The sequence below is a fragment of the Microvirga sp. GN3 genome, assembly GCF_055792825.1.
The window spans coordinates 1-20,173 of record NZ_JBVVAK010000137.1; the positions used below are offsets into that span (position 1 = coordinate 1).

The window sequence follows — 20,173 nt, forward strand, 5'->3', positions numbered from 1 at the left end:
TGGAAGATCCTGTTCCGCCCCGGGCAGGTTCACTAACAGTCAACAGCGCTCCACTACATCCCTCCTACCGCTGACGCGGGCGGGGATGAGGCTGCGCTAGTCGGGCCGTCGGAACGTCTTCCCCTGGCGGCTCGGAGGGCTCGGGCGGCAGGTCTGGCTCCTCGCCAGAATCAGGCTCTACCTCTGGGACTGGCATCGGTATGTCAGGCAGCGGAGGCACAGGAATGTCCGGCTGCGGCGTAGCTGGGTACGGAATATCAGACATGTCAGGTAATTCCCTCATTGAGTTCCTGGAGGCGGAACATAGGGCACATCGTCGGGCGAGGGCTCCCCACGCTCCGATGGGGTTCCGTCTTCCAGAACGGGGTCAAGTTCTGGCAGCTCAGGCAATGGAGCTGGCAACTCGGGGGCATCCGGTTTCGGGTCTTGTGGATTTGGGGTGCCGGCCATCTCTCCCTCCATGCAAGGCTTCCTCAAGGGAAGCGCTCACGCGGTCGGCAGTTCCCAAGTCCAGAAATCACCTCGCAGGCCTCAGCACGGAAGCAGCTACGCCCTATAATCCAGCCTCCGACGAATAGGAGACCCCTTCATGCAGGTCTTCGGCGCTTTCGAGTTGGACGTTCAGCCCGGCACTCCCGACAACCCGGCATCTATCAGACTTGCCCTTCTCCGCTACGTCCGGGGCGAGGATGGCCGCCTCTTCATCATCCCGGAGTGCACGTCCTTCGAGGAGGTGGAGGGTCAACTTAATTCCCTGCAAGACGAGCTGGACGAGATCCGCGAGAGAGCCCGCCGAACGTTTCAGGTCGCATGATGAGCAGGTCAGGGCTGCATAGGCTCTGACGCCGCACCTAGAAGGCCCCTCATCGTCTTACTTTTGTGGACCGAGCGGAACAGGGCAGATTGAGCAGGCACTTCTGATGACCCATAGGCGCTTTTGTATCGCGACAGGAAGGAACGATACACGCCATACTTGAAGTAGATCGGGTTCGCGTGCGTCGTATTTGGGCCCACCACGTCAGCGGTGAGGCGCCCGTTGACATACACTCGGATGAAACCATCTGCGGCCATCGACCAGCGTGCATGAACACGGATGTCCTGCCAGCGCCCTCGAAGGCTCCGCTCACTGATCAGTGGGAAATGTCCAAGCTTAGTCTGGTTGAGATCGAGGTAGTAGCTTGAGGTATTCGAGCCCCGCGGAATACCGTACTGAAACAGCACAGGCGGGCTTGTGACGCCTTTCTGGTGGAACTGACCCAGGGCTGTCTTGGCCGGGTAGATATTCGGGAAGTCCTTTGGAAGGTAGAAGGAAAACTCATATGTAGTAGCTGGAACTTGATCTGACATTTGGCGTCCGAGAGTTGGTCGGGCTCATCTGTCCGATGGTGTGTTCAAGCTGCGATCATCTTCTCCTTCGCTAACGGGATTGCATCAAGGAAGGTCTGCATCGGCGTCTTGCCAAAGCACCACCGGCCTTGGTGTGGCCGCTCTTCATTATAACTCGCCACCCAAGCATCGAGATCAACCTGCAGCTCCGCAATCGAGCCATAGATCTTCTTGCGGAACGTCACGCGATAGAACTCATCCAGCACCGTCTTGTGGAAGCGCTCCACGATGCCGTTCGTTTGTGGGCTCTTGGTCTTGGTGCGGGTGTGATCCACATCCTCCACGGCGATATACAGCTCGTACTCGTGACGCTCGGGATTGCCGCAGTACTCAGTGCCGCGGGCGGTGAGCACCCGACACAGCTTCACCTCGTGGGCATCGAAGAGCGGCAGAACACGGTCGTTGAGCAGGTCGGCGGCCGTGATCGGCGTCTTGCGGTCATCCAGCTTGGCGAACGCCACCTTGGAGTAGGTGTCGAGGAAGGTCTGCTGGTAGATCCGCCCAACCCCTTTCATGGTGCCGACGTAGAAGGTGTCTTGCGCTCCACAATAGCCGGGGCATTCGCTTTCGAACTCGCCGTGAGCATCCTTCTCGGCCTTGGCCTTCTCCAGAGCTGCCACCTGGCTCTCAGTCAGGATCAGGCCCTCCTGCGCAACCTTGGCTTCCAGGGCTTTGAGCCGCTTCTTCATCGTCTCGAGATCATGCCGCTGCCACACTCCACGCACGCCGGCCGGGGAGATCGAATGGCCGTGCTTGCGCACCTCGTTGGCGAGGCGGATCTGACCGAAGGCGGGTTGCTCCAGGGACAGCTCAACGATGACGGCCTCCACCTCCGGTGGCGTGCGGTTGGCCAGCAGCGGCTTGCGCCGGGTCAGCTCCTGCAGGGCCATCTCGCCGCCGGTCTCGTAGAGCTCCTTGAAGCGGTAGAAGCTGTCGCGCGAGTAGCCCATCCTGGGACAGGCCTGGCTGACATGGCCGAGCTGCTTGGCCAATTCCAGCAGGTCGACCTTGGTGCGGATGATCTTCTGCTCGTTGGTCATGGCGGTGGTCCTTGTGAACGCCGAGGCCGGGCGCTGCGCACCCCGACCACTCCGCGCCCGGCCTCGGCTCATGCCTCAGCCTAACGACACCGTCTGTCAGATTAAGTCCAAACTACTTCAGCTTCAGTTTGCGTCGTGACCGATCCTGGAGCCTGTCTGTCGTATCGCAGGCCAGAATGGCCTCGCGGTTGGTCTGACTACGGTCAATCACGATCCGCTCGGGGCGGCCATGCCGCGTGACCGCCTCGCGCAGGAAGCGCTTGGCCGCAGTCAGATTGCGCCGCTCACTGAACCAGAACTCAACCGTGTCGCCATTGCTGTCGATTGCCCGATACAAGTACATCCAGCGGCCACGCACCCTGATGTAAGTCTCGTCGATGTGCCATCTCTTGGAGACGGGCCGCTTGCGCCGATTGAACCTCTCGAGAAGCTCGGGCGAGTATCGGGCAACCCAGCGGCCGACTGTAGCGTGATCCACCTCAATGCCTCGCTTGGCCATCATCTCCTCGAGATCCCGTAGGCTGAGGCTGTAAGCCAGAGACCACCTCACGCACAGCAGGATCACCGAGCGATCGAAATGGCGGCCTTTGAACATCATGCATCTCCGGAGTTGGCCGAAGGCATAGACTGAACTGAGTTATAGAAGGGTTTGCGACAGTTCCAGTAAAAGCGTTAAGTTGACGGTGCCATCCGGTTACCCTCCGGTTAACCTGACGATGCCCTCCAGGTTCACATTTTCGGCCAGACATAACCACAGAGTGATCATCCGGTGCCCGACTTCTAACCGTATTCGCCGTGTGAGGTGTTGGGATGATCGCTCGTGATCCTATGCTAACCGAGGAAGGAAAGTTCCCTATGCGCATGATTGCAATTCTGGCAGCTGGCGTTGCTCTCGCCTTCGCCACGGCGGCCAGCGCGCAAGCGCCATCCACGCAGCAGCCGTCCGTGCAGCCTCCGGCCGCCGCACCGACGATCCAAAACATCGATATTGTCGATGTTAATGAGCTGCCTGAATCCACACAGACGCAGGTCAAAGAACTGGTGACACGGCGCAGCGACGCGGATCTTCAAAAGTTGCGCGCTTCGATCGACGCCATCCCTGAAATCAAATCTGAGCTCGAAGCCAAAGGCCTCACCTCGGCACAGGTCATCGTTGTCAGCATGGGACCGAATGGCACGCTCACGCTGGTTACCAAGAAGGATGGCTGATCTCCGCCGTTGATCCAGCCGACGCGATGGAGGCGCTCGAGACAACTCGGAGCTCTCCGACATCGCGGTACAAGCGCCGCCTTGTTGCATGGATGAGCAAGTTAGTAACCCGGGCTGGATAGCATAGTGGCCTGATTGGCTTCCGAGCCAAGATCCCGCCATGCCCTTCCAGGCCAATGCCGCCCGCCGTCATTGCATCCCCAAGCAGCGGTACCGGGTGACGAATTGGGCGGAGTACGACGCGGCGCTGCGCCAGCGCAGAAGTCTCACGGTGTGGTTCACCGAGGAAGCCATCGCCGCCTGGCGCGCCGAGCCTCGTACGACACGCGGTGGTCAGCCACACTATTCGGCTTTGGCCATCAGGACAGCCCTGACCCTGCGGGCGGTGTTTCGGTTGGCCCTGCGTCAGACCGAAGGGCTTGATCGGCTCGATCCTCCAGCTCCCAGGTCTGGATCTGGCGGTGCCCGATCATTCGACCCTGAGCCGCCGCGCCGAAACCCTGGAGGTCCCGCGGTTGCCATCATGCACCGGGCCTATTCACCTGCTGGTGGACAACACAGGCCTGCGTCTGTGCGGACCGGGCGAGTGGCTGATCAAAAAGCACGGCACCCGGAGACGCCGCGCCGGGCGCAAGCTGCACATCGGGGTTGACACCGAGACTGGATAGATCCTCGCTGCGGAGCTGACGACCAGCGATGTCGATGATGGCTCGCAGGTCGAGCCCTTGCTCGACCAGATCACCAGTCCACTCACCTCCTTCACCGGCGATGGTGCCTACGATCAGGAGGGCATCTACAGCACTGTCGCCAAGTGTCATCCTGATGCTGCGGTCATTGTTCCACCGCGATCGACGGCGGTGCTAAGCGATGCAGCGGATACGGCCCCGACCCAGCGCGACCGGCATCTCCACAGCATTGCCGAGCATGGACGCTTGGGCTGGCAGAAGCGGTCCGGGTACACGCGTCGGGCTCTGGTGGAGACCGCCGTCAGCCGGTTGAAACGAGTGATCGGGAACGCCTTGCGCTCGCGGACGGATCGGCGTCGCACGACGGAGGTCGCCATCGCCGTTCATGCCTTGAACCACATGCTTGAGCTTGGACGCCCGAAGTCCGTCCGTATCGCCTGAAGTTGGGCTCGTGCGCCTCAATGTGTGCAGAAGCCGATCCGTGCAACACGGTCCTTCATCGAGAGAATTCTTTGCGGTGCAGCCTCTTGCGGAAATTGGCCATGGAATCAACGGCCGACCGGCTCGTCTTGCTATGCGAGCCTGCCGTCTCAACCGGGGTGCCGGGATTCCAACTACAGGTGCTGGTGTGCCCACATGGCGGCCTGGGCGTGGCTCTTTATCCTTTGGCTCTCATCCCGGTGAGGCTTCCAGCCTCACCGCGCCATCGCCCGAACAGACCACCCCATCCAAAGTGTTTGGCATCCGTTCAGGAAGAGGGATCTATAGTGCCATGCTTCTGGATGGAGCACCGGAGAGCATCTCATGGACCATAGGCATCCCGACATCGCCCTGGTTGTCCTAAGTGCCGCAGCGGTGGCGTTCCTCCTGGGGCTGTTCACCCTGACAGTGCTGGCGCTCGGATGATGACAGGAGCGAGAAATTCGTCTGCGAAATTCCGATACGCCCCTCATAGGAAAAGCTGAGAGGATCGATCTCAGCCCGCGTGGCCTTTGCGGAGACTTTGCAGGAGATCCTGCACATGGCGCAGGTTCTCCGTGACGAGGCGGACCTGCTCGGCCTTGAGCGGTCTTTTGTGGCGGGATATTGGGATCTATGAGCCCGCCTATAGCGGCCCTCCGAGCAGGAAGGAGAACCTGCAACGATGCCTACCCGTAGGGCCTGATGGGCATCCCATCGCTGCCATGGCGGGGTCGCAGGCTAACTTCCTGGCACTAATCCTCAGGCAGGGCGCTAGTCCCCTCCTCAGGGTAGAACGGCTGGATATCCAGCGTGTAGCGCTCGCCGACCTGCAGATCGACATCCTGGGCAGCGATGTTGTTGAGGATCAGAGTGATCTCTTGTCCACCTTCGGCTACGGTTCCCTCGAACTCGGCTTCGGTGCGGTGCTCGCCCTGAACCAGGCGAACGAGCTTGAAGGCCGTCAGGGTTTTCATCGGCGCGATCTCCTCTCAGGAGTGGCCAGCCCAAGCATCGGCCAGGATCTGGATCATGTCATCCTCGCTGCCCTCCAGCGTCAAAATCCCCGAATTCGCAGAACGCGCCATATGGAACGCGTTTTGAAGGTTTCGCGAAGTCTTCCCGTCGTTTTTGAGCGGCCGCCAGCGATTATTCAGTAAGCCGACTCCGAAACGGACTCCGGAGCCGGCGCGTCGTTTGAGGTGTATAGACACCATCTCTCGACGCGGCCGGAGCAGTATCCACGAGTTAGCACTGGCTAGCGGGAGCTATGGCTTGCGAGGACTAGATATCCTTTTGAAGGCTGTCCGATATGAAACCTGCTATCGGGAGATCCAAAGATGCTGAAAAAAGACGAAGCCGCCGCTCGAGCGAAGGCGCAGGAAGAAGCCGACGAGATGGCTGGCTTCCATGCTTTCCCATCCGTCCAGCTCAGCGACCATCTGCGGGGTCTGAGTAGCTTCATTCCCGAGGTGCGCTGCCCCTTCAAGCGGCCCGAGCGCAAGGCCGCGTGGCAACGCGGATATCAGCGCGCCTATGATGCCGTTATGGAGACGTTCGAGGACTAAGAGGCCGCGCAATTTCGCATAACACCCAGTATGGAACAGTTCGGGGTGCGAGCCGCTTGGCTCTGTTGCATTAACCTGTCAAGTCACAGGATCTAGTGGCAAGCGCGACCGGAAAGCATACTACGAATTGTGCCTCGCGTAGTTAATGCAACAGAGCCCCCGCCGGCGCGGCCTGCAAAAGGCCATCATGGCTCTGGCGCGCCGATTGGCTGTGATCATGCACCGCCTCTGGAGCGATGGGACCGAGTTCCGCTGGACCAAGGACGGTGTCTTGGCAGTCGCCTGATCGCTCACAGCAACCGCCTGTCACAAGAACAGAAGGATAGCCGAGATCCGCCAGCCGGTGGAGAGACGTCCCTCGCGGGACGATGGATGAGATGAGTTCGCTAGGGCTCTTGTGTCGGTCGCGCCAGGCGCGATCAGAACGCGCAACAGATTGAACCACCTCATTCTTCTGATCCCATCATGGGAGAGCTCGCGAGCTGATCCCGAAGAGAAGCAAGACCCGCGAGTGACGTCAAACACCGGAACGGTAAAACAGCCCGAAACGCCTTGACCTCAAACCGCCGAATAGAGAAGAGCCATAAGCGGAGTCTGGACCGTGCCTGATCCGGACGGGTCACTTACTTACCCATAGGGAAGCGTGCCGAGCGAGGAATAGCGCTCATTCAGGCCGGTGAGCACCGCCATATCCTCCTCGCTGATCTCGAAATCGAAAACACCAAGGTTCTCCTCCAGGTGCCTTCGTTGATTGGCTTTGGGAATGGGGACGTGCCGCGCTGCAGGTTCCACCGGATCAGGACCTGGGCCGGAGATTTGCCGTATTTCGCAGCGATGCCTGACAGTCTCTGGTCGTCCAGCCGCTTGGTGCGGGTTAAGGGGCTATAAGCCTGGATAATGATTTTCTTCTCTGTCGCGTCGTGCAGCATGGCATCGCTATGGCCGAACGGACTCCACTCGATCTGATTGACGGTCGGCACTTCGCCCGTCGCCTTGATCAAGGCGTCGATCAGCTCGGTCGAATAATTGCTTACCCCAATGTCTCTCGCAAGGCCGTTCCCCCTTGCTCGCAGTAGGCCACGCCATAGCTCCTCACCGGACCCTGTTGGTGGCGGACGGTGTATGAGCATGAGATCTGCATAATCCAACTGAAGCTCGCTCAGGTTCTGACGCGCCGCCTCATAGGCATCATCGGTTTCTTCCACCTTCGCGACCAGGTACACAGCTGAGCGCTCGATGCCGCTTCGACGAAATGCCTCCCCGATGCCCGCTTGGGTCCCATAGTCACTGGCGGTGTCTATCATGCGATAGCCGAGCTTTAGGGCCGCCGCGATCGTCTCCGCCGTATCATCCGTCAGTTGCCACGTGCCCAGCCCCATGATCGGCATCTTGTTGCCGGTGTGCAGCGTTATCTCAGTCTTCGGATCCATGTCTTCAGTCCTCTTTGCGGGTCACCATGGACTCGGTGAGCGCAGTGACCTTCGATCCATGAGGTGTTCGGAATCTCGCGCTTCAATTCAGATCACGCGGGATCGCGCGAAGCATCCGGCCGAAAGGTGGATTGCAGAATCCATTGGTTCGGATTTCGCCCCCGATGGGCACTGACCATGGGCACGTGTGTCCACCTAAAGCATTCAATTGCTCAGTGCATTCAATGTTCCTTATCGGAGAGCATGAGGAACTGTGGGGCGGTCAGTAGGAGGGCGCATCCGCGAGGGCACGATCAAGCTGGATTGACAGCAGTGCAGTGAAAACCAAGACCGTGGATGAACTCGCTGCGCCACGGTTTCGTATGCTCTCCTGGATCAGCCCAATGAATCCTGGCCATTGGCGAGGGTGCTCGGCATACTCGGTCCCGCAATGATTGGAGGGGTTGGGGACATGAGCACGACACGCATTCTCATTCTGCTGGGTGGCACTACCGTGGTCCTGCCGCTATTCCTGTTCATGGTCGCGGTGGCGCACAACCCCAATGTCAGCGGGAGCGTCATCTCGACGATCTTCGGCGGCATCGTGTTCACAATCTTCCTGATCGGCGTGATCTTCGAGATCAAGCGGCTCATCGATAAACCCTGACCGGCGCTATCAGGCCACGACGTTCACTTGGGACGGCTCGTGCCTAATAGGAGCATGAGGCTCTATGGGGCGGGCAGTGAGAGGGCTCCTTTGGAAGGAGGTGATCAGGCCCGGTCGACGGCAGCGCAAAAGAGCCGGGACTACGGGCGGAATTGTTGCCCCACAATTCCTTATGGTGTCGTCCGTGAAGAATATTCTATCGGCTTGAGTCACGCGCGTTGAGGCGATGGAGCATATCCGAGCAGCACCAGGACAAGGGCACATAAAATCGCTGCCAGCCATCGCAGCAGGAGCGAGAAGTTGTAGCCGACCGCCGCCAGTACGGCGTTGATGCGGTCGCCCTCCTGGCCTTTCAAATGATTGCGCCCCATCCGGTGCTCGGCCTTCAGGTGGCCGATCACCGGCTCGATCGCCGCTCGCCGTTTCATCTCACGTTTCAGGGCGGCCGTGGTCCGGCGCACCTGGCCCGAGATCCAGACCTGGAAGCGGTTCGGGTGATTGTGCCCGCGATAGCCCTTGTCCACATGCGTGCGTTTGACCGCAACCCCGGTCATCGCCGCCACATCGGCCACCGCGGCCGCCAGCGTGTGACCATCATACGGATTGCCGTGCAAAGCCCGGGCATGGAGGACGAACTGACCGCCCTTGGGCTTTGTGACCGGAGTGGCGATGCTGACCTTGCAGCCGAACTCGTAGGGTGTCCGGGCCTTACCCTTGCCGATGCACTCCACCTCCGGTGCATGCAGGGCGTAGACCTTGGGCTCGCGTTGGCGCTGGGTCTGCTGCCGAACCCTGATCGCCAGGGAAAGCAGCGGCTCAAAGCGTTCCTCCAAAGCCGCATCGCCGTGGATCTTGCGGCGCACGTCCCGGATCACCCGGCCGAGCCGGGCGCGCAGAAACCGCAGCTCGCGGTTCGCCCGCTTGAACTGATGCGCATGCTGATAGCGGCCGATCCGGATCAAGGCGTGCTTGGCCACTCTTCGAGAGCTCTGGCGCAGTCTGACGCCACACCGCCTGGCGAGACCCACGAGTTTGATCAGCGCCCGGTGCATCAGGCGGGCATCGGTGGGATAAGCCACCGCCTTGGGCTGAACCGTGGTGTCGACGGCGACCCGCTCGAGATCCCTGGTCGCCAGAGCTCCGGTCTGATGCGCCACGGAGAGGCTTTCCTGCAGCAGGGCGGTCAGATGCACCTCGCCCAATCGCTGGCGCCAGCGCGTCAAGGAGGAGCGGTCAAACGGCAGATCATGGCGGAAGCTGACCTCGCCACAGAAGAACTGCACGTAAGGGCTGTCGAGGAAGCGGGCGCACAGCGCCTCGTCGGACAAGCTGTCCATGTGTTTGAGGATCATCAGGCCGGCGATCAGCCGCACCGGCAAGGGCGGCTGGCCGGGTCCTGGCCTGTAGACGCCACCGAGCCGGCGTTCGAGGAAGGTCCAGTCGATGCGCTGGGCCAGCAACACCAGGGGATGATGCAGGTCGATGATGCTGTCCAGGGCGGGGCGGAACAGATCCTTCTGGCGCTCGTCTTTCGGCGTCGACATGGCGCAACTCCGGCCGGGTGGAGTGCTCCTGATTGAATCAGATCCTGGGCCGGAGCGGCAACGGAAAACGCAGGAAATCCACCGTTGCCGCCCCACAATCCTGCAAAATCAAATTCTCCAACTCGCCGGATCTCTCAATCGTCCCAATGAGATCGGGATTCTTCACGGACGACGACCTAGCTTCGAGGATTATTAGACCATTCTGTGGAACGAAGATCCGGCTCGTACGTTGATGCGTCTCTGGCTCTCTTCTGCCCCTACGGGCCAGGCCCTAAAGCGCCCTTCTCGCGAGGGGCGCTTTTTCTTTATGTCTCAAGTCAGGCTTGAAGGATGCGGTCCGCGAAAGCCTGCATCTCCGAAATCAGGGCACGGGTTTCGCGACGACGCTTGATTGCCTCGCAGGTGAACATGCCATGCTGATAACGCCCATTCTCCCGACCCTTAGGGGCACCGCTCCCCTTGGTGCCTCTATGCATCCTACAGCGGGACTTTCCGTTCACCTGTGGAGACTGGCACGGCTTCCCACTCTGGGTCCTGGCACAGCACCGGGGCACCAGCCGCAACGACAAGGGCTCCCGTGTCTCCTGTTGCATGGGGTTGATTTTGATTTCCGATGATAACCCCGCCCCCTCCAGGGTGATTGACGGCCGCCCCGTCGCAACTTGGCGAGGACTTCAATTTGGGTCGGATGCCCAGACCGATAGTGGTGACCGTGCTCATGGGCTGCTCCTGTGTCGCTGGCTGCTCAATGCAGCCATGCTACCTCACCGTGGGATGGGAGCCGTCCACAGCATCAGAAGCAGACCATCACGGGGCCAGATACTTAGGTGTCAATCATCCCTCCGGCAGCCCGTCCTTGCCCGCAAACACCGCTTGCAAACGATCCGGCAGAACGCCCAACCACTTGCGAACAGGCGCGCTCGTTGCAACGCCATCATCCCGATTTGCGCGGCGTGTCGGGTCCCGGGTCGCCGCCGGCGGCGGCCACGGCCAGCCTTCCAAGATAATGGGTCCAGCCCTGCTCGTGGCTGGCGCAGGCCTCCGCGTCGGGCAGACCGCTATGGGTCATGCGCAACAGCGTCCCGCCCACCTGGTCGATCAGGTCGATCTCGATCAGGCTCGACCCCGGTGGCGTCCTGTCGCGCCCCTCCCAGCCAAAGCTGTAGGCGAGGCGGTGGATTGGAATAACTTCAGTGAACTGCCCGCGGGCGATGTCTTTGCCGCTGACGTTGACGAGGTAGAGGCCGCCGGGATGCGGCTCCACTGTCGCCTCCGTGCCCATCCAGCGCAGGATCTTTTCCGGATCGGTGAGGAAGGCGAAGACGGTCGCGGGCGGTGCCGCAATCTGGATCTCCCGTCGGACCACCAGCAGTTCCGTCATCGGAGGCTTCCTTCGGCAACAACGAAGCGATATTCACGTCGGCCAGCGGTTGAGACCGGCGCGGCGCTCTCTATTCGTAGTGCAATTGTCCTCTCGTGCAAGCAATCTACTGTTCGTAACAATACGGCGATGACAGGCGCCGGCCGCAAGTCCATGATCTCTTGCATGCGACTGCCCTCTGCCCTCACCTGGCTGATCGACGCGGCTAGCACCGTGCCTGGCGCCGACAACTTCCTGGCGGCCCTCGGCGCGCAGTTAACCGCCGATGGCTTACCGCTCGCTGGCGGTGCGCTGACGCTGGCGGTCCCACATCCGATCATCGCCCGCCGCACCTGGTTGTGGCGGGCGGAAACGGGAGCGGTGATCGAGGCGCTTGGCTTCGGGTCCCTTGGCCCGGCCGGGTCTGAGCAGGGAAATGCCGGCCGCGACTGGCTCGTTGGGCTTGGCACTGGAATAGTGGTCGAAGGTGTCGCCGGCCCGGCACCAGACGGCCTGAGGCCGGACAGCCCAGCCTCGACCAGCCCGGTGTTGGGCTGGGCTGTCTTGCGGCCTCTCACCGAGGCCGAAGCCGGGCTGTTGCATCAGGCGGCGCGTTTTGCTGCAGCGCCGCTCGCCGTTCTTGCCACGCGGTCGACCCTCGCGGCGCTGCTCGAGGCCTATCTCGGCCGACGCAGTGCGGCGCAGGTGCTGGCCGGGCGATTGCGGCGCGGGACTGGCGAGACCATCCGCGCGGTCCTGCTCTATGGCGATCTCCGCGGCTTTACCGCGCTGTCAGAGACGTTGGCGCCGGAGGCGGTGGTCGCCGCGCTCGACGCTTGGTTCGACCGCATCGCCGGCGCCGTTCACGCCTTCGGCGGCGAAGTGCTGAAGTTCACTGGCGACGGCGTGTTGGCGATCTTTCCGGTCGGCCAACGGGCCCCATCTGACGCCTGCGACGCCGCGCTGCGCTCCGTCAGCGCGGCCCGGGCGGGCATGGCCCACCTCGACCAGGCACGCGGCCGCCAAGACCTGCCGCCCCTCCCCTTCGGCATAGCCTTGCATCTCGGCAAAATGCTGTGGGGCAATATCGGCGCCGCTGACCGGTTGGATTTCACCGCGATCGGCCCTGCCGTCAACCTAGTTTGCCGCCTCGAAGGGCTGTGCAGGCCCCTCGGTCGGAGCGTGCTGATCTCGGGCGCGGTCGCGGCGGAGACGACAATGGCGTTGATCCCTTTGGGCGAGCACGTATTGCGCGGTATCGCTACGCCCTGCGCGGTCTTCACTCTGCCGGACGAAGGAGCCGCGTCGGCCGGCATTCAGACAACGTCACCAGGTGCCTGACTGATGTAAGCCGGGGAGGCTGGGGCCCCATCAGGACGGTGGATCATGTGTAAGCCATTGGTTTTGGCAGCCGCCCGGTACGCTCCAACGGAGCCGTCAGGTCCCGCCTACAACCTCGACATGTTAGGGTAGCACTTAGACCTGATCGCACCCTTACAGACCCCCTATGCATCCGCAGGTGCGTCTAGCGAGCGTGTGCGAGGAAATCCCGGCTGCGCGAGCATCAGGGCCACAACCTTGGGCGTTCCTTCAAGAGCTCGGTAGACTGCGGCAGGTTAAAGAACCGCTGGTCAGGCGCAGCAGTCAGCGTCCTAACGTCTCCTCCACGATCCGTGGGTTGCGATCGAGCAGCGCCAGCAGCACCCGCGCTGGTCCCTGAGGCGACCGCCTGCCCTGCTCCCAGTTCCGGATGGTTGCCACGGGAACCCCGATCCGTCGAGCAAAAGCAGCTTGAGACAGGCCAGTCTTCTTGCGGATCGCCGCTGCGTCAATGGCGGAGGGCAGCCTCAGGCCGCCGCCCAAGCTCTCACCCTCGTCTGTGAAGGCGAGAACCTCGCCCAAGCTGGCAATCAACTGCTCGAAGTCATCATCGTCCATGGCGTGCTTCTCGCAACGAGCAGGATCCTGCGTCACTGACTACGCCAATGGCGGATGGAGAGCTGACATACGTCTGATTGCGACGCGGTGCCAGCTCCCAGCCTCTTGTGCAGTCGTAGCGCCTATCCCTGTCAGGAAATAAGATGATGATGCTCGCGTAACAGAGCGGGGACTGAGGACAGGCATGAAGAGGATCTGCAGACTCCTGTCCAGACTTGTCAGCACTACTGTGCCCTCACCTTCAGAGACCCTACCCTGCCTCGTCGAGCACCCTGCGGACGGCTGCGAGTGACAGGCCAAAGTGCTTGGCGACCTGACCCGGAGCGACCCCGGCCACAAGAGCGGCCCGCACAGCCTTGCGTTGCCCCTCCTGCAGAGGCGGCAGGGACTTGCTGGATCCACGACGCCTGTCTTGCTTGGCAGGTTGAGGAGCAAGCCGATCGAGGGATAAGCGGGCTTGGCGCACCGCCGCGGTCAGTTCCGGCCGCTGCCTCCTTCCAGCTTCAAGACGGCCTCGCACCTCCTCCACAAGCTGCCCAAGGCGCGTTGCCAATTGAACGTCAGACAAGCTGGCAAGCCCCGATGATTGGGCAAAGGCTGATCCCGCCTCTGACGGGGTCGGGACGGTGATTGTGACCTCGAACAGGTCGAGGGTTCTGGGGGAAGATTCCTTGTGCGGCATAGGCTTTATATGGGCATTCGGCCGCTCTGATCCAAGCGTGGAGGGAGTTCGTCACACCGTGGTCAGAGGCTCCAAGTGCTCCTGGTTCCGGTGGGTTGGGAGGTCATTTCCACCACTTCACGAACCCGTCCGAAGTCAGTTCTAGCTCGGGCTTCGGCATGGTCCGCTTCCCCTTGCCTTTCACGGCCTTGGGATCTCGAACCCGCCTGGACGCCTTTCGAAACGGGTAAGCGTCGAGGGGCCGAGCTGGCGCGACGGGCTCAGCAGAATGGGGTGTCTTGCCGACCTTGCCGGTTTCACAGATCTGCCGGGCACCGTCAACTTAACTGAGTAAAGGCCGTTTTCCGCTGTTCTCAGCTATTCTGCGACCGGTCTAAGCTATTGAAAATGCGTGGCCTGCTCCGGACCTAAACACCGGGAAGAGCATATAAAAGTGTTAAGTTGACGGTGCCCGTACAGCACCTGATCCTGCTGCAGGCTGACCCCGTGCAGGTGCGGCTCCAGCGCCGCGAAGTCGTCAGGCTCGAGCGCCGCCAGGAGCCGGTTCATCCGATGGTTGACACTGGAGAGTGGGGCGACGGCGGAGGTATGGGGTTTCATCCACCAAGCTAAACAGGAGATGTTCCCGAAGAAAAGGCGGAAAACCGACCAAGGTCAGCAAAGGGAGACTCAGACGTGACCACATTGGCCTTGAACCCATCACCAGCGTGGCGATGCTGCCATTAGCAGCCTCACCCCAGGGCCTGCTCCAGGTCAGCGATGAGGTCGTTTGGGTCCTCCAGCCCGACGGAGAAGCGGAACACCCCATCGGCCGCCCAGTCGCGGTAGGAGCGAGCCCCCTCCCCCTCCAGGTGGAACGAGGATCGCAGGATGTCATCGGTGGGGATGTAAAACAGCAGGCTCTTGGTCTTGCCCAGGGAGACCGCATACGAGACGACCCGCAGCCGCTCGGCCAACTGGCGCGCCAATGCCCCGCCCTCACCTTTTGCCGTGAAAGCCAACAGGCCGGAGAAGTTGCGCATTTGGCGCACCGCCAGATCGTGTTGCGGATGACGGGGAGAGCCCGGCCAGAACACCGACTGCACCTTCAGGTGAGCGGCGAGGAAGACCTCGACCCGGCGGGCGTTCGCCTCGTGCATGGCCATGCGCGGCGCCAGGGTTTCCATGCCACGCAGGATCAGCCAGGCGGCGAAGGGAGACAGCGACCCACCCAGATGAATGAGGCTATCCTTGCGCAGCACCGCGAGCCGCTCCTGGCGTCCGATCACGGCCCCGCCGAGGGCGTCGCCATGCCCACAGATGTATTTCGTCAAAGAATGCACCACATAGTCGGCACCAAGCACCAGCGGCTTCGTGCCGAGCGGCGTGGCAATGGTCGCATCGACGGAGAGCTCGGCTCCGCCGGCATGAGCAATCGCAGCGATGGCCGCGATGTCGGCCAGCCGCAGGATCGGGTTGGCCGGCGTTTCGATGTGAACGAGCTTGGTGTTCGGCCGCATCGCTGCGGCTACGGCCTCAAGGCTCGAGGTATCGACCGGAGTGACGATGATGCCGTGCTTGGGCAGGATGTCATGGGCGAGTTCCGCGACGCCCGCATAACATACATTGGACAGCACCAGATGATCGCCGCTTGTCAGACGGTCGAGGAACAGGGCGCTGATGGCCGCCATGCCGCTGGCGAAGCTCAGTGCCGCCTCCCCAGCATCGAGAGCGGCCAGGCGGCTCTCCAGCAGCTCAAGGGTCGGGTTGCTCCAGCGGGTGTAGAAATGCGGCGCGGCCTCATCCAGGTCATTGGCCGAGAAGCCGACGGCGTCCGGATGGGTGAAGAAGCTGGTCGCCATCACCGGCGGGGAGGATGCGGGTGCGCCGATGCTCCGCGGTCCTGCACCCGCATGGAGGGAGAGGGTTGCTTCATGGCTCATGGACTTCTGATCGCCCATTCGGCTGCTCCTCATCGGCACGGATATTGATAGCTTGTTAGCAGCTCCATCGGCTCGGGAGCAAACCGCGACAGGTCGCAGAGACTTGCTGAACTGAAGCAATCGCGGTCTCAACCATGCCGCTCAGCAGGACCGAACCGAGAGCGGGGCAGTCGATTCAATCAGGCCTGGATGTCACGCGACGTCTGATCGGGACCTCAGGTTGGAAGTGGTCGTAGGGATAATGCCTCAGTCTACAGCGTCGCCCGAGCTCGTGCCGCGCCACTCGGCCTCGTTGGTATCGATGTCCGCCACGCCGTATTCCTGATAGGCCGCCACGATGCGCTGAACCCGATGGGGTTCGACCTGCGCCGCTACGAGAACGGCGCCAGACCCAATGCCCTCGGCATAGGCACGAACCTTCTCTTCGGGAAGACCGAGGTCGGACAGCGAGGCTTCCTGGTCGCTGTCCTGCGGCGAACGGGCCTCGGCCGCGCCGCTGGCATCCCGGCCGTAAACACGCACGCGCTCGCGTGGAATGCCGTACTCCTGGACCAAGTGCTCGACCACCAGGTCGGCTGTGCGGGGGCTCTCGAACAGGCCGGCAACGGTGTGCATCATCAGGACCTTCCCTTAGAGAGTTAGGGGCTATTCTTCCCTCATCATACGCCTTCATTCGGCATTCGCCAGAGAGACAGCTCGAGCTGCGCCGGGGCGGATGGGGCTCTGACCGAACAGCAGCGGTGGTGCAGAAAAGCATCGCGGAGCCAAACGGGGCACGCCCTGACGGAGTTCAAGCGGTCCGAAGGGAGATCAGTTTGGCGACCCGGATCATGCGGTTGAACACGTCTACCGGGAGGGCGAACTCGCCCTTCATGAGGCCTGACCGTCTCGCCACGTGGACCTGTTGATTGGTAGGAGTTACGCTCCGCATCGCACGATTGGCGATGGCAAGAGGCGAGCCGATGCGGGTCCTGATTTGCGGCGGAGGCGTGATCGGTGCCTCCATGGCCTATTTCCTGAGCCGCCGTGGCGTTCGACCGCTCGTCATCGAGCGGACCGGGCTCGCCTGGGCATCGTCAACTTAACGGATTTTGCGTGCTTTGTGACGGTTTCTGGTCGGCGCGGGCTACGTACTTTCAATGGTTTAGAGGCGAGCGTGATGCACTCAAATCGCTCCAACTTGCTTAAGTTGACGGTGCCTCAGGCATGCCGACTATGCTCTACACTGATCCGCAATGCGCTTTAGTCATCAGCGTCGACCAGAGCGCCAAATCGAGAGAATGATCCAGAGGCTGTTGATGAAGGCGATCACGTACCCAGCCAATCCGAACAGGGTGAGGAGCGACAGACCAAAGACGGTCGGTCCGCCTGGCACCGTCATCACAATCGAGGACCCAATCACCAGCGATGCCGTCATCACGCCAACGGTGACGCGATCGATGGCGCTGTCGAGCCGATCGCCAAAACTGTCAAGGCGCTTGAGGTCGAGTTCGATCCGCATCCGCCCCTGACGGGCGTCTTTGATCAGCCGCGCGACATCGCGTGGCATCGCCGTGAGGAGGCTCCAAAAGTCGCTGATCGTCGATTGGCCGCGGCGCATCGCTTCCGTTGGTTGATAGCGCTCCCGCATGGCATGCTCGAGAAAAGGCTTCGCACGTTCAATCAGCCGGAACCCTGGATCGTACTGGCGGCCAAGCCCTTCAAGGCTGATGAAGGCCTTGAAGAGAAGGGTGAGATCGGCCGGCAGCACAATCGCGTGCTCCCGAAGGATCGCTGACACTCTGTGCAGCAGCACGCCAATCTTCAGATCCTTCAATGGGACGTCGGCAAAATCGAAGGCGAGCTCGCCGAGATCGTCGGCAAGCCTGGCCTCGTCCACGGAATCACTGCCGCGCCAGTCGAGGAATACGTCGAGCATGGCGTGCTCGTCATGACGCGCGAGCCCCGCCAGCAGATTGACAACCTGATTTCGTCGTGCGGGGGACAGGCGCCCGACCATGCCGAAGTCGATCAACGCGATGCGGTTGCCGGGCAGATACACCACGTTGCCCGGGTGCGGATCGGCGTGGAAGAAGCCGTCCACCAGGATCATCTTGAGGACCACGTCGCCCCCCCGCGCCGCGAGCACCGCCCGGTCGAGGCCGGCGGCCTCGATCCCGGCTAAATCGGTGCCGGGAATCCCCACGATCTGCTCCTGGACATTCATCACGCTGCTGGTCCAGGTCCAGTACACCTGGGGGATCAGGACATCGGGATCCTCGGCGAAGTTGCGTGCGAAGCGTTCCGTGTTACGGGCCTCCACGGCAAGATCAAGCTCGCGCCCGAGCGAGCGGCGCAGTTGGTCCACCACTTGGACGGGGCGGTAGTGCCGCGCCTCGGGGAGCTCGCGCTCGGCAAAACGGGCGAGGTAGCCGAGGATTCTAAGGTCGGCCTCGATCTTCGCCGCGATGCCAGGACGGCGAATTTTCAAGATCACGGGTGTGCCATTGGCAAGTTGGGCCCGATGCACCTGAGCGATCGAGGCGGCAGCAAACGGTTCGCGCTCAAGATTGCCAAACACTTCAAACGGCGAACAGCCGAGTGCCTGCTCGATCTGGGGTAGGAGCTCGTCAAAGGGCACCGGCGGCACGCGGTTATGCAGGTGGGCGAGCTCAGTCGTCCAAGCCACTGGCAAAAGGTCTTCTCGGGTCGACAGCATCTGGCCGAGCTTGACGAAGGTTGGCCCAAGCTCCTCGAATGCGAGCCGCACACGCCGCTGCGGTTCAAGCTGCGCGACATTATCGGCTTCGCTCCAGTGCAGAAGCTGCCCGGCGCGTTCGAGGAGTGTGGCGGTGCCGGTGCGACGAACGAGGTCGCCCAGCCCGTGCCGAATGAGGACCGAGCTGATCTCGCGCAAACGGGGCAGGTCGCGGACGCCGTTGAACACAGGTTCGCCTATTTTGCCTTCTTGGCTTCGGAGAGGTCGCGCAGGGCATCGGCGACGCCAGCCAGCACGCCACTGCCAAGGAGCGCCATGCGAATGCTCGTCCCCCGCATCGTCTCCAGTCCGGAGGTCGCGCTTTCACCCATTCGGCTGGCAAACTCGCTCATCATGCCAGCGAGCCGAACCCTCGCCTCCGCACCGACCTCTTGCGCGTGGTCTGCCAGCTCCGTCATCTCTCGACGCAGGTTGCCGTTCATGGCCTCGGCAATGTGCTGCGCTGCCGCTACATAGGCCTCTTCCAGGCTCCTCAGGCCGACGAGTGCCTCCTTTAGGTCATTGGTGGTGAAATCCTTGCCGCGTGACGAGAGTTGTTGGAGAGCGTCGTGCGCCGCGTTCGCGGCGTCCAGAAGCGCTTGGTCGAGGTCCCGCACGGCATCGGCGAACATCGCGCGGGCCTCGGCGGTGTCAGCAGGCATAGGGCTCCCCCTCCGACCGGTCACGGTGCGAACAACTTCCCGGAGGGCTTCTGGATCGACGCGGCCTTGCTGCAGAACCTGGCCCGCCAGGGCTCTGACCTGTTGTCGGATTGCTTGATCGTCGTCTGTTCCGAGGAGCGGCCCCTCTCCCGGTCCCATGTTTGGTTCCGCCATGCGCTGCTCCATGACTGATGGGGATCACGAGCTTAGCGCAAATTGCGCCTGCCCTGAAGCGGGGGCACAGTCCTACAGCTAATATTGGGATCTGGCTTGAGTCGCAAATCCGAGGGGTAAGCAAAGCCGCACGAGCCGGCGATGTCACTCATGTGCCGCTGATCAGGATCGGAGGTCCTCCGGATGCATGGAGAGCATAAGGAAACGTGGGGCAACAACATCGCCCGTAGCCTTAGCTGCCATTGCACCGCGGACGATTTGGTTTGCTTGCAGCCTCCCGGAGGCAGCCCTCTCACTGCCTGCCCCGCGAAACCTCATGCTCTCCTGCAACGTGGTGTTCGGAAGGGAATTGATGTTCCGCTGCCTTCCGATTGGCATCGATACCAACTCCACCCCGGACAGGTATTGTGAGGTTGTCGCCAAAACCCTCTGCCAAATCCTGTGCCGAAAAAAGGATTGCGACATGCGCTTTTCGATCACCCTCAAGCCGCATCCGCGCTCGCCTCCTGGGTAAACGGAGCAATCATTGCACGGGGGATGCCACCAGGCACCGTGACAGGTGGTGATCAATGCCGGGGGCAGAGGATTTTCATCGAGCAATGATAGCTAATACCACGTCCTGGTGATCAGAACCCGTGTGCCCAGTCGCGCAAGCCGATGGACATAATCGTCCAGGGCTGCTCGGTGAGCCTGTTCCACGCGTCACAGCAATGATCGAGGATGTCCTTGT

20 protein-coding genes and 3 pseudogenes are annotated in these 20,173 nt (G+C 61.7%); 8 read left to right on the forward strand and 15 right to left on the reverse strand.

Features of this window, described 5'->3' with window-relative positions; genetic code table 11:
* The first annotated feature begins 589 nt into the window (after positions 1-589).
* Complete coding sequence (locus tag ACS5Q1_RS37155; RefSeq protein WP_473102959.1) at positions 590-814, forward strand: hypothetical protein; 225 nt, start codon at positions 590-592, stop codon at positions 812-814.
* A gap of 8 nt (positions 815-822) precedes the next feature.
* Here the strand turns inward: ACS5Q1_RS37155 and ACS5Q1_RS37160 are convergent, their stop codons facing one another.
* From ACS5Q1_RS37160 to ACS5Q1_RS37170, 3 genes and pseudogenes are all read right to left on the reverse strand, one after another.
* Positions 823-1,347 carry a heparin lyase I family protein gene (locus ACS5Q1_RS37160; RefSeq protein WP_473102960.1) on the reverse strand — a complete coding sequence of 175 codons (525 nt, stop codon included), beginning with the start codon at positions 1,345-1,347 and terminating at the stop codon, positions 823-825.
* A gap of 44 nt (positions 1,348-1,391) precedes the next feature.
* A complete protein-coding gene (locus ACS5Q1_RS37165; protein ID WP_473102961.1) occupies positions 1,392-2,426 on the reverse strand; it encodes an IS481 family transposase in 1,035 nt (344 codons plus the stop codon).
* Between the two features lie 121 nt (positions 2,427-2,547).
* Positions 2,548-3,021, reverse strand: a pseudogene (locus tag ACS5Q1_RS37170) (IS6 family transposase); the annotation flags it as partial.
* A 260-nt stretch (positions 3,022-3,281) separates the two neighbouring features.
* Between ACS5Q1_RS37170 and ACS5Q1_RS37175 the strand changes: the two are divergent.
* Positions 3,282-3,635: a hypothetical protein gene (locus tag ACS5Q1_RS37175; protein ID WP_473102962.1), complete on the forward strand. Its 354-nt coding sequence runs from the start codon at positions 3,282-3,284 to the stop codon at positions 3,633-3,635.
* A gap of 160 nt (positions 3,636-3,795) precedes the next feature.
* A pseudogene (locus ACS5Q1_RS37180) lies at positions 3,796-4,762 on the forward strand (IS5 family transposase).
* Between the two features lie 773 nt (positions 4,763-5,535).
* Here the strand turns inward: ACS5Q1_RS37180 and ACS5Q1_RS37185 are convergent.
* A complete protein-coding gene (locus ACS5Q1_RS37185; RefSeq protein WP_473102963.1) occupies positions 5,536-5,757 on the reverse strand; it encodes a hypothetical protein in 222 nt (73 codons plus the stop codon).
* A 363-nt stretch (positions 5,758-6,120) separates the two neighbouring features.
* On the opposite strand from ACS5Q1_RS37185, the gene ACS5Q1_RS37190 reads away from it, so the two are divergent.
* Together ACS5Q1_RS37190 and ACS5Q1_RS37195 are read left to right on the forward strand one after the other, a co-directional pair.
* Complete coding sequence (locus ACS5Q1_RS37190; protein WP_473102964.1) at positions 6,121-6,348, forward strand: hypothetical protein; 228 nt, start codon at positions 6,121-6,123, stop codon at positions 6,346-6,348.
* 160 nt (positions 6,349-6,508) lie between these two features.
* Positions 6,509-6,634: pseudogene (locus ACS5Q1_RS37195) on the forward strand (IS110 family RNA-guided transposase); the annotation flags it as partial.
* Between the two features lie 382 nt (positions 6,635-7,016).
* On the opposite strand, the gene ACS5Q1_RS37200 reads toward ACS5Q1_RS37195, so the two are convergent.
* Positions 7,017-7,778, reverse strand: a complete 762-nt coding sequence (locus tag ACS5Q1_RS37200; RefSeq protein WP_473102965.1) for an aldo/keto reductase — start codon at positions 7,776-7,778, stop codon at positions 7,017-7,019.
* A gap of 451 nt (positions 7,779-8,229) precedes the next feature.
* Between ACS5Q1_RS37200 and ACS5Q1_RS37205 the strand changes: the two genes are divergently transcribed.
* The gene (locus ACS5Q1_RS37205) at positions 8,230-8,424 is read left to right on the forward strand and encodes a hypothetical protein (RefSeq protein ID WP_473102966.1); all 195 of its coding nucleotides are present in this window, start codon (positions 8,230-8,232) and stop codon (positions 8,422-8,424) included.
* Between the two features lie 209 nt (positions 8,425-8,633).
* Here the strand turns inward: ACS5Q1_RS37205 and ACS5Q1_RS37210 are convergent, their stop codons facing one another.
* The 3 genes from ACS5Q1_RS37210 to ACS5Q1_RS37220 form a co-directional block, all read right to left on the reverse strand.
* Positions 8,634-9,968 carry an IS5 family transposase gene (locus ACS5Q1_RS37210; RefSeq protein WP_473102967.1) on the reverse strand — a complete coding sequence of 445 codons (1,335 nt, stop codon included), beginning with the start codon at positions 9,966-9,968 and terminating at the stop codon, positions 8,634-8,636.
* A 317-nt stretch (positions 9,969-10,285) separates the two neighbouring features.
* Complete coding sequence (locus ACS5Q1_RS37215) at positions 10,286-10,561, reverse strand: HGGxSTG domain-containing protein (protein WP_473102968.1); 276 nt, start codon at positions 10,559-10,561, stop codon at positions 10,286-10,288.
* A 341-nt stretch (positions 10,562-10,902) separates the two neighbouring features.
* Positions 10,903-11,349, reverse strand: a complete 447-nt coding sequence (locus ACS5Q1_RS37220) for an SRPBCC family protein (RefSeq protein ID WP_473102969.1) — start codon at positions 11,347-11,349, stop codon at positions 10,903-10,905.
* 165 nt (positions 11,350-11,514) lie between these two features.
* Here ACS5Q1_RS37220 and ACS5Q1_RS37225 point away from each other — a divergent pair, with 165 nt between their 5' ends.
* A complete protein-coding gene (locus ACS5Q1_RS37225) occupies positions 11,515-12,669 on the forward strand; it encodes an adenylate/guanylate cyclase domain-containing protein (RefSeq protein ID WP_473102970.1) in 1,155 nt (384 codons plus the stop codon).
* 303 nt (positions 12,670-12,972) lie between these two features.
* Here the strand turns inward: ACS5Q1_RS37225 and ACS5Q1_RS37230 are convergent, their stop codons facing one another.
* The 5 genes from ACS5Q1_RS37230 to ACS5Q1_RS37250 form a co-directional block, all read right to left on the reverse strand.
* Positions 12,973-13,266, reverse strand: a complete 294-nt coding sequence (locus ACS5Q1_RS37230; RefSeq protein WP_473102971.1) for a helix-turn-helix domain-containing protein — start codon at positions 13,264-13,266, stop codon at positions 12,973-12,975.
* A gap of 250 nt (positions 13,267-13,516) precedes the next feature.
* Positions 13,517-13,834, reverse strand: coding sequence for a hypothetical protein (locus ACS5Q1_RS37235; protein ID WP_473102972.1), 318 nt, complete (start codon positions 13,832-13,834; stop codon positions 13,517-13,519).
* An 845-nt stretch (positions 13,835-14,679) separates the two neighbouring features.
* Positions 14,680-15,888 carry a PLP-dependent transferase gene (locus ACS5Q1_RS37240; protein WP_036349780.1) on the reverse strand — a complete coding sequence of 403 codons (1,209 nt, stop codon included), beginning with the start codon at positions 15,886-15,888 and terminating at the stop codon, positions 14,680-14,682.
* Between the two features lie 228 nt (positions 15,889-16,116).
* Positions 16,117-16,488: a hypothetical protein gene (locus ACS5Q1_RS37245; protein WP_051454528.1), complete on the reverse strand. Its 372-nt coding sequence runs from the start codon at positions 16,486-16,488 to the stop codon at positions 16,117-16,119.
* Between the two features lie 172 nt (positions 16,489-16,660).
* On the reverse strand, positions 16,661-16,876 hold the full coding sequence (locus tag ACS5Q1_RS37250; protein ID WP_473102976.1) for a hypothetical protein: 216 nt from the start codon (positions 16,874-16,876) through the stop codon (positions 16,661-16,663).
* Between ACS5Q1_RS37250 and ACS5Q1_RS37255 the strand changes: the two genes are divergently transcribed.
* On the forward strand, positions 16,875-16,955 hold the full coding sequence (locus ACS5Q1_RS37255) for a hypothetical protein (protein WP_473102975.1): 81 nt from the start codon (positions 16,875-16,877) through the stop codon (positions 16,953-16,955). The genes ACS5Q1_RS37250 and ACS5Q1_RS37255 overlap by 2 nt on opposite strands.
* 164 nt (positions 16,956-17,119) lie before the next feature.
* Here ACS5Q1_RS37255 and ACS5Q1_RS37260 read toward each other — a convergent pair whose 3' ends face one another.
* A complete protein-coding gene (locus ACS5Q1_RS37260) occupies positions 17,120-18,796 on the reverse strand; it encodes an ABC1 kinase family protein (RefSeq protein ID WP_473102973.1) in 1,677 nt (558 codons plus the stop codon).
* A gap of 8 nt (positions 18,797-18,804) precedes the next feature.
* A complete protein-coding gene (locus ACS5Q1_RS37265; RefSeq protein WP_473102974.1) occupies positions 18,805-19,455 on the reverse strand; it encodes a DUF6781 family protein in 651 nt (216 codons plus the stop codon).
* Positions 19,456-20,173 lie beyond the last annotated feature (718 nt).

Bases quoted from the DNA above. Each gene is read 5' to 3' on its own strand.
- ACS5Q1_RS37215 (WP_473102968.1), bottom strand. From the start codon at position 10,561: ATGCAACAGGAGACACGGGAGCCCTTGTCGTTGCGGCTGGTGCCCCGG.
- ACS5Q1_RS37230 (WP_473102971.1), bottom strand. From the start codon at position 13,266: ATGGACGATGATGACTTCGAGCAGTTGATTGCCAGCTTGGGCGAGGTT.
- ACS5Q1_RS37190 (WP_473102964.1), top strand. From the start codon at position 6,121: ATGCTGAAAAAAGACGAAGCCGCCGCTCGAGCGAAGGCGCAGGAAGAA.
- ACS5Q1_RS37220 (WP_473102969.1), bottom strand. From the start codon at position 11,349: ATGACGGAACTGCTGGTGGTCCGACGGGAGATCCAGATTGCGGCACCG.
- ACS5Q1_RS37155 (WP_473102959.1), top strand. From the start codon at position 590: ATGCAGGTCTTCGGCGCTTTCGAGTTGGACGTTCAGCCCGGCACTCCC.
- ACS5Q1_RS37225 (WP_473102970.1), top strand. From the start codon at position 11,515: ATGCGACTGCCCTCTGCCCTCACCTGGCTGATCGACGCGGCTAGCACC.
- ACS5Q1_RS37265 (WP_473102974.1), bottom strand. From the start codon at position 19,455: ATGGAGCAGCGCATGGCGGAACCAAACATGGGACCGGGAGAGGGGCCG.
- ACS5Q1_RS37210 (WP_473102967.1), bottom strand. From the start codon at position 9,968: ATGTCGACGCCGAAAGACGAGCGCCAGAAGGATCTGTTCCGCCCCGCC.
- ACS5Q1_RS37250 (WP_473102976.1), bottom strand. From the start codon at position 16,876: ATGGAGGCACCGATCACGCCTCCGCCGCAAATCAGGACCCGCATCGGC.
- ACS5Q1_RS37175 (WP_473102962.1), top strand. From the start codon at position 3,282: ATGCGCATGATTGCAATTCTGGCAGCTGGCGTTGCTCTCGCCTTCGCC.
- ACS5Q1_RS37160 (WP_473102960.1), bottom strand. From the start codon at position 1,347: ATGTCAGATCAAGTTCCAGCTACTACATATGAGTTTTCCTTCTACCTT.
- ACS5Q1_RS37185 (WP_473102963.1), bottom strand. From the start codon at position 5,757: ATGAAAACCCTGACGGCCTTCAAGCTCGTTCGCCTGGTTCAGGGCGAG.
- ACS5Q1_RS37255 (WP_473102975.1), top strand. From the start codon at position 16,875: ATGGCCTATTTCCTGAGCCGCCGTGGCGTTCGACCGCTCGTCATCGAG.
- ACS5Q1_RS37200 (WP_473102965.1), bottom strand. From the start codon at position 7,778: ATGGATCCGAAGACTGAGATAACGCTGCACACCGGCAACAAGATGCCG.
- ACS5Q1_RS37205 (WP_473102966.1), top strand. From the start codon at position 8,230: ATGAGCACGACACGCATTCTCATTCTGCTGGGTGGCACTACCGTGGTC.
- ACS5Q1_RS37240 (WP_036349780.1), bottom strand. From the start codon at position 15,888: ATGGGCGATCAGAAGTCCATGAGCCATGAAGCAACCCTCTCCCTCCAT.
- ACS5Q1_RS37245 (WP_051454528.1), bottom strand. From the start codon at position 16,488: ATGATGCACACCGTTGCCGGCCTGTTCGAGAGCCCCCGCACAGCCGAC.
- ACS5Q1_RS37165 (WP_473102961.1), bottom strand. From the start codon at position 2,426: ATGACCAACGAGCAGAAGATCATCCGCACCAAGGTCGACCTGCTGGAA.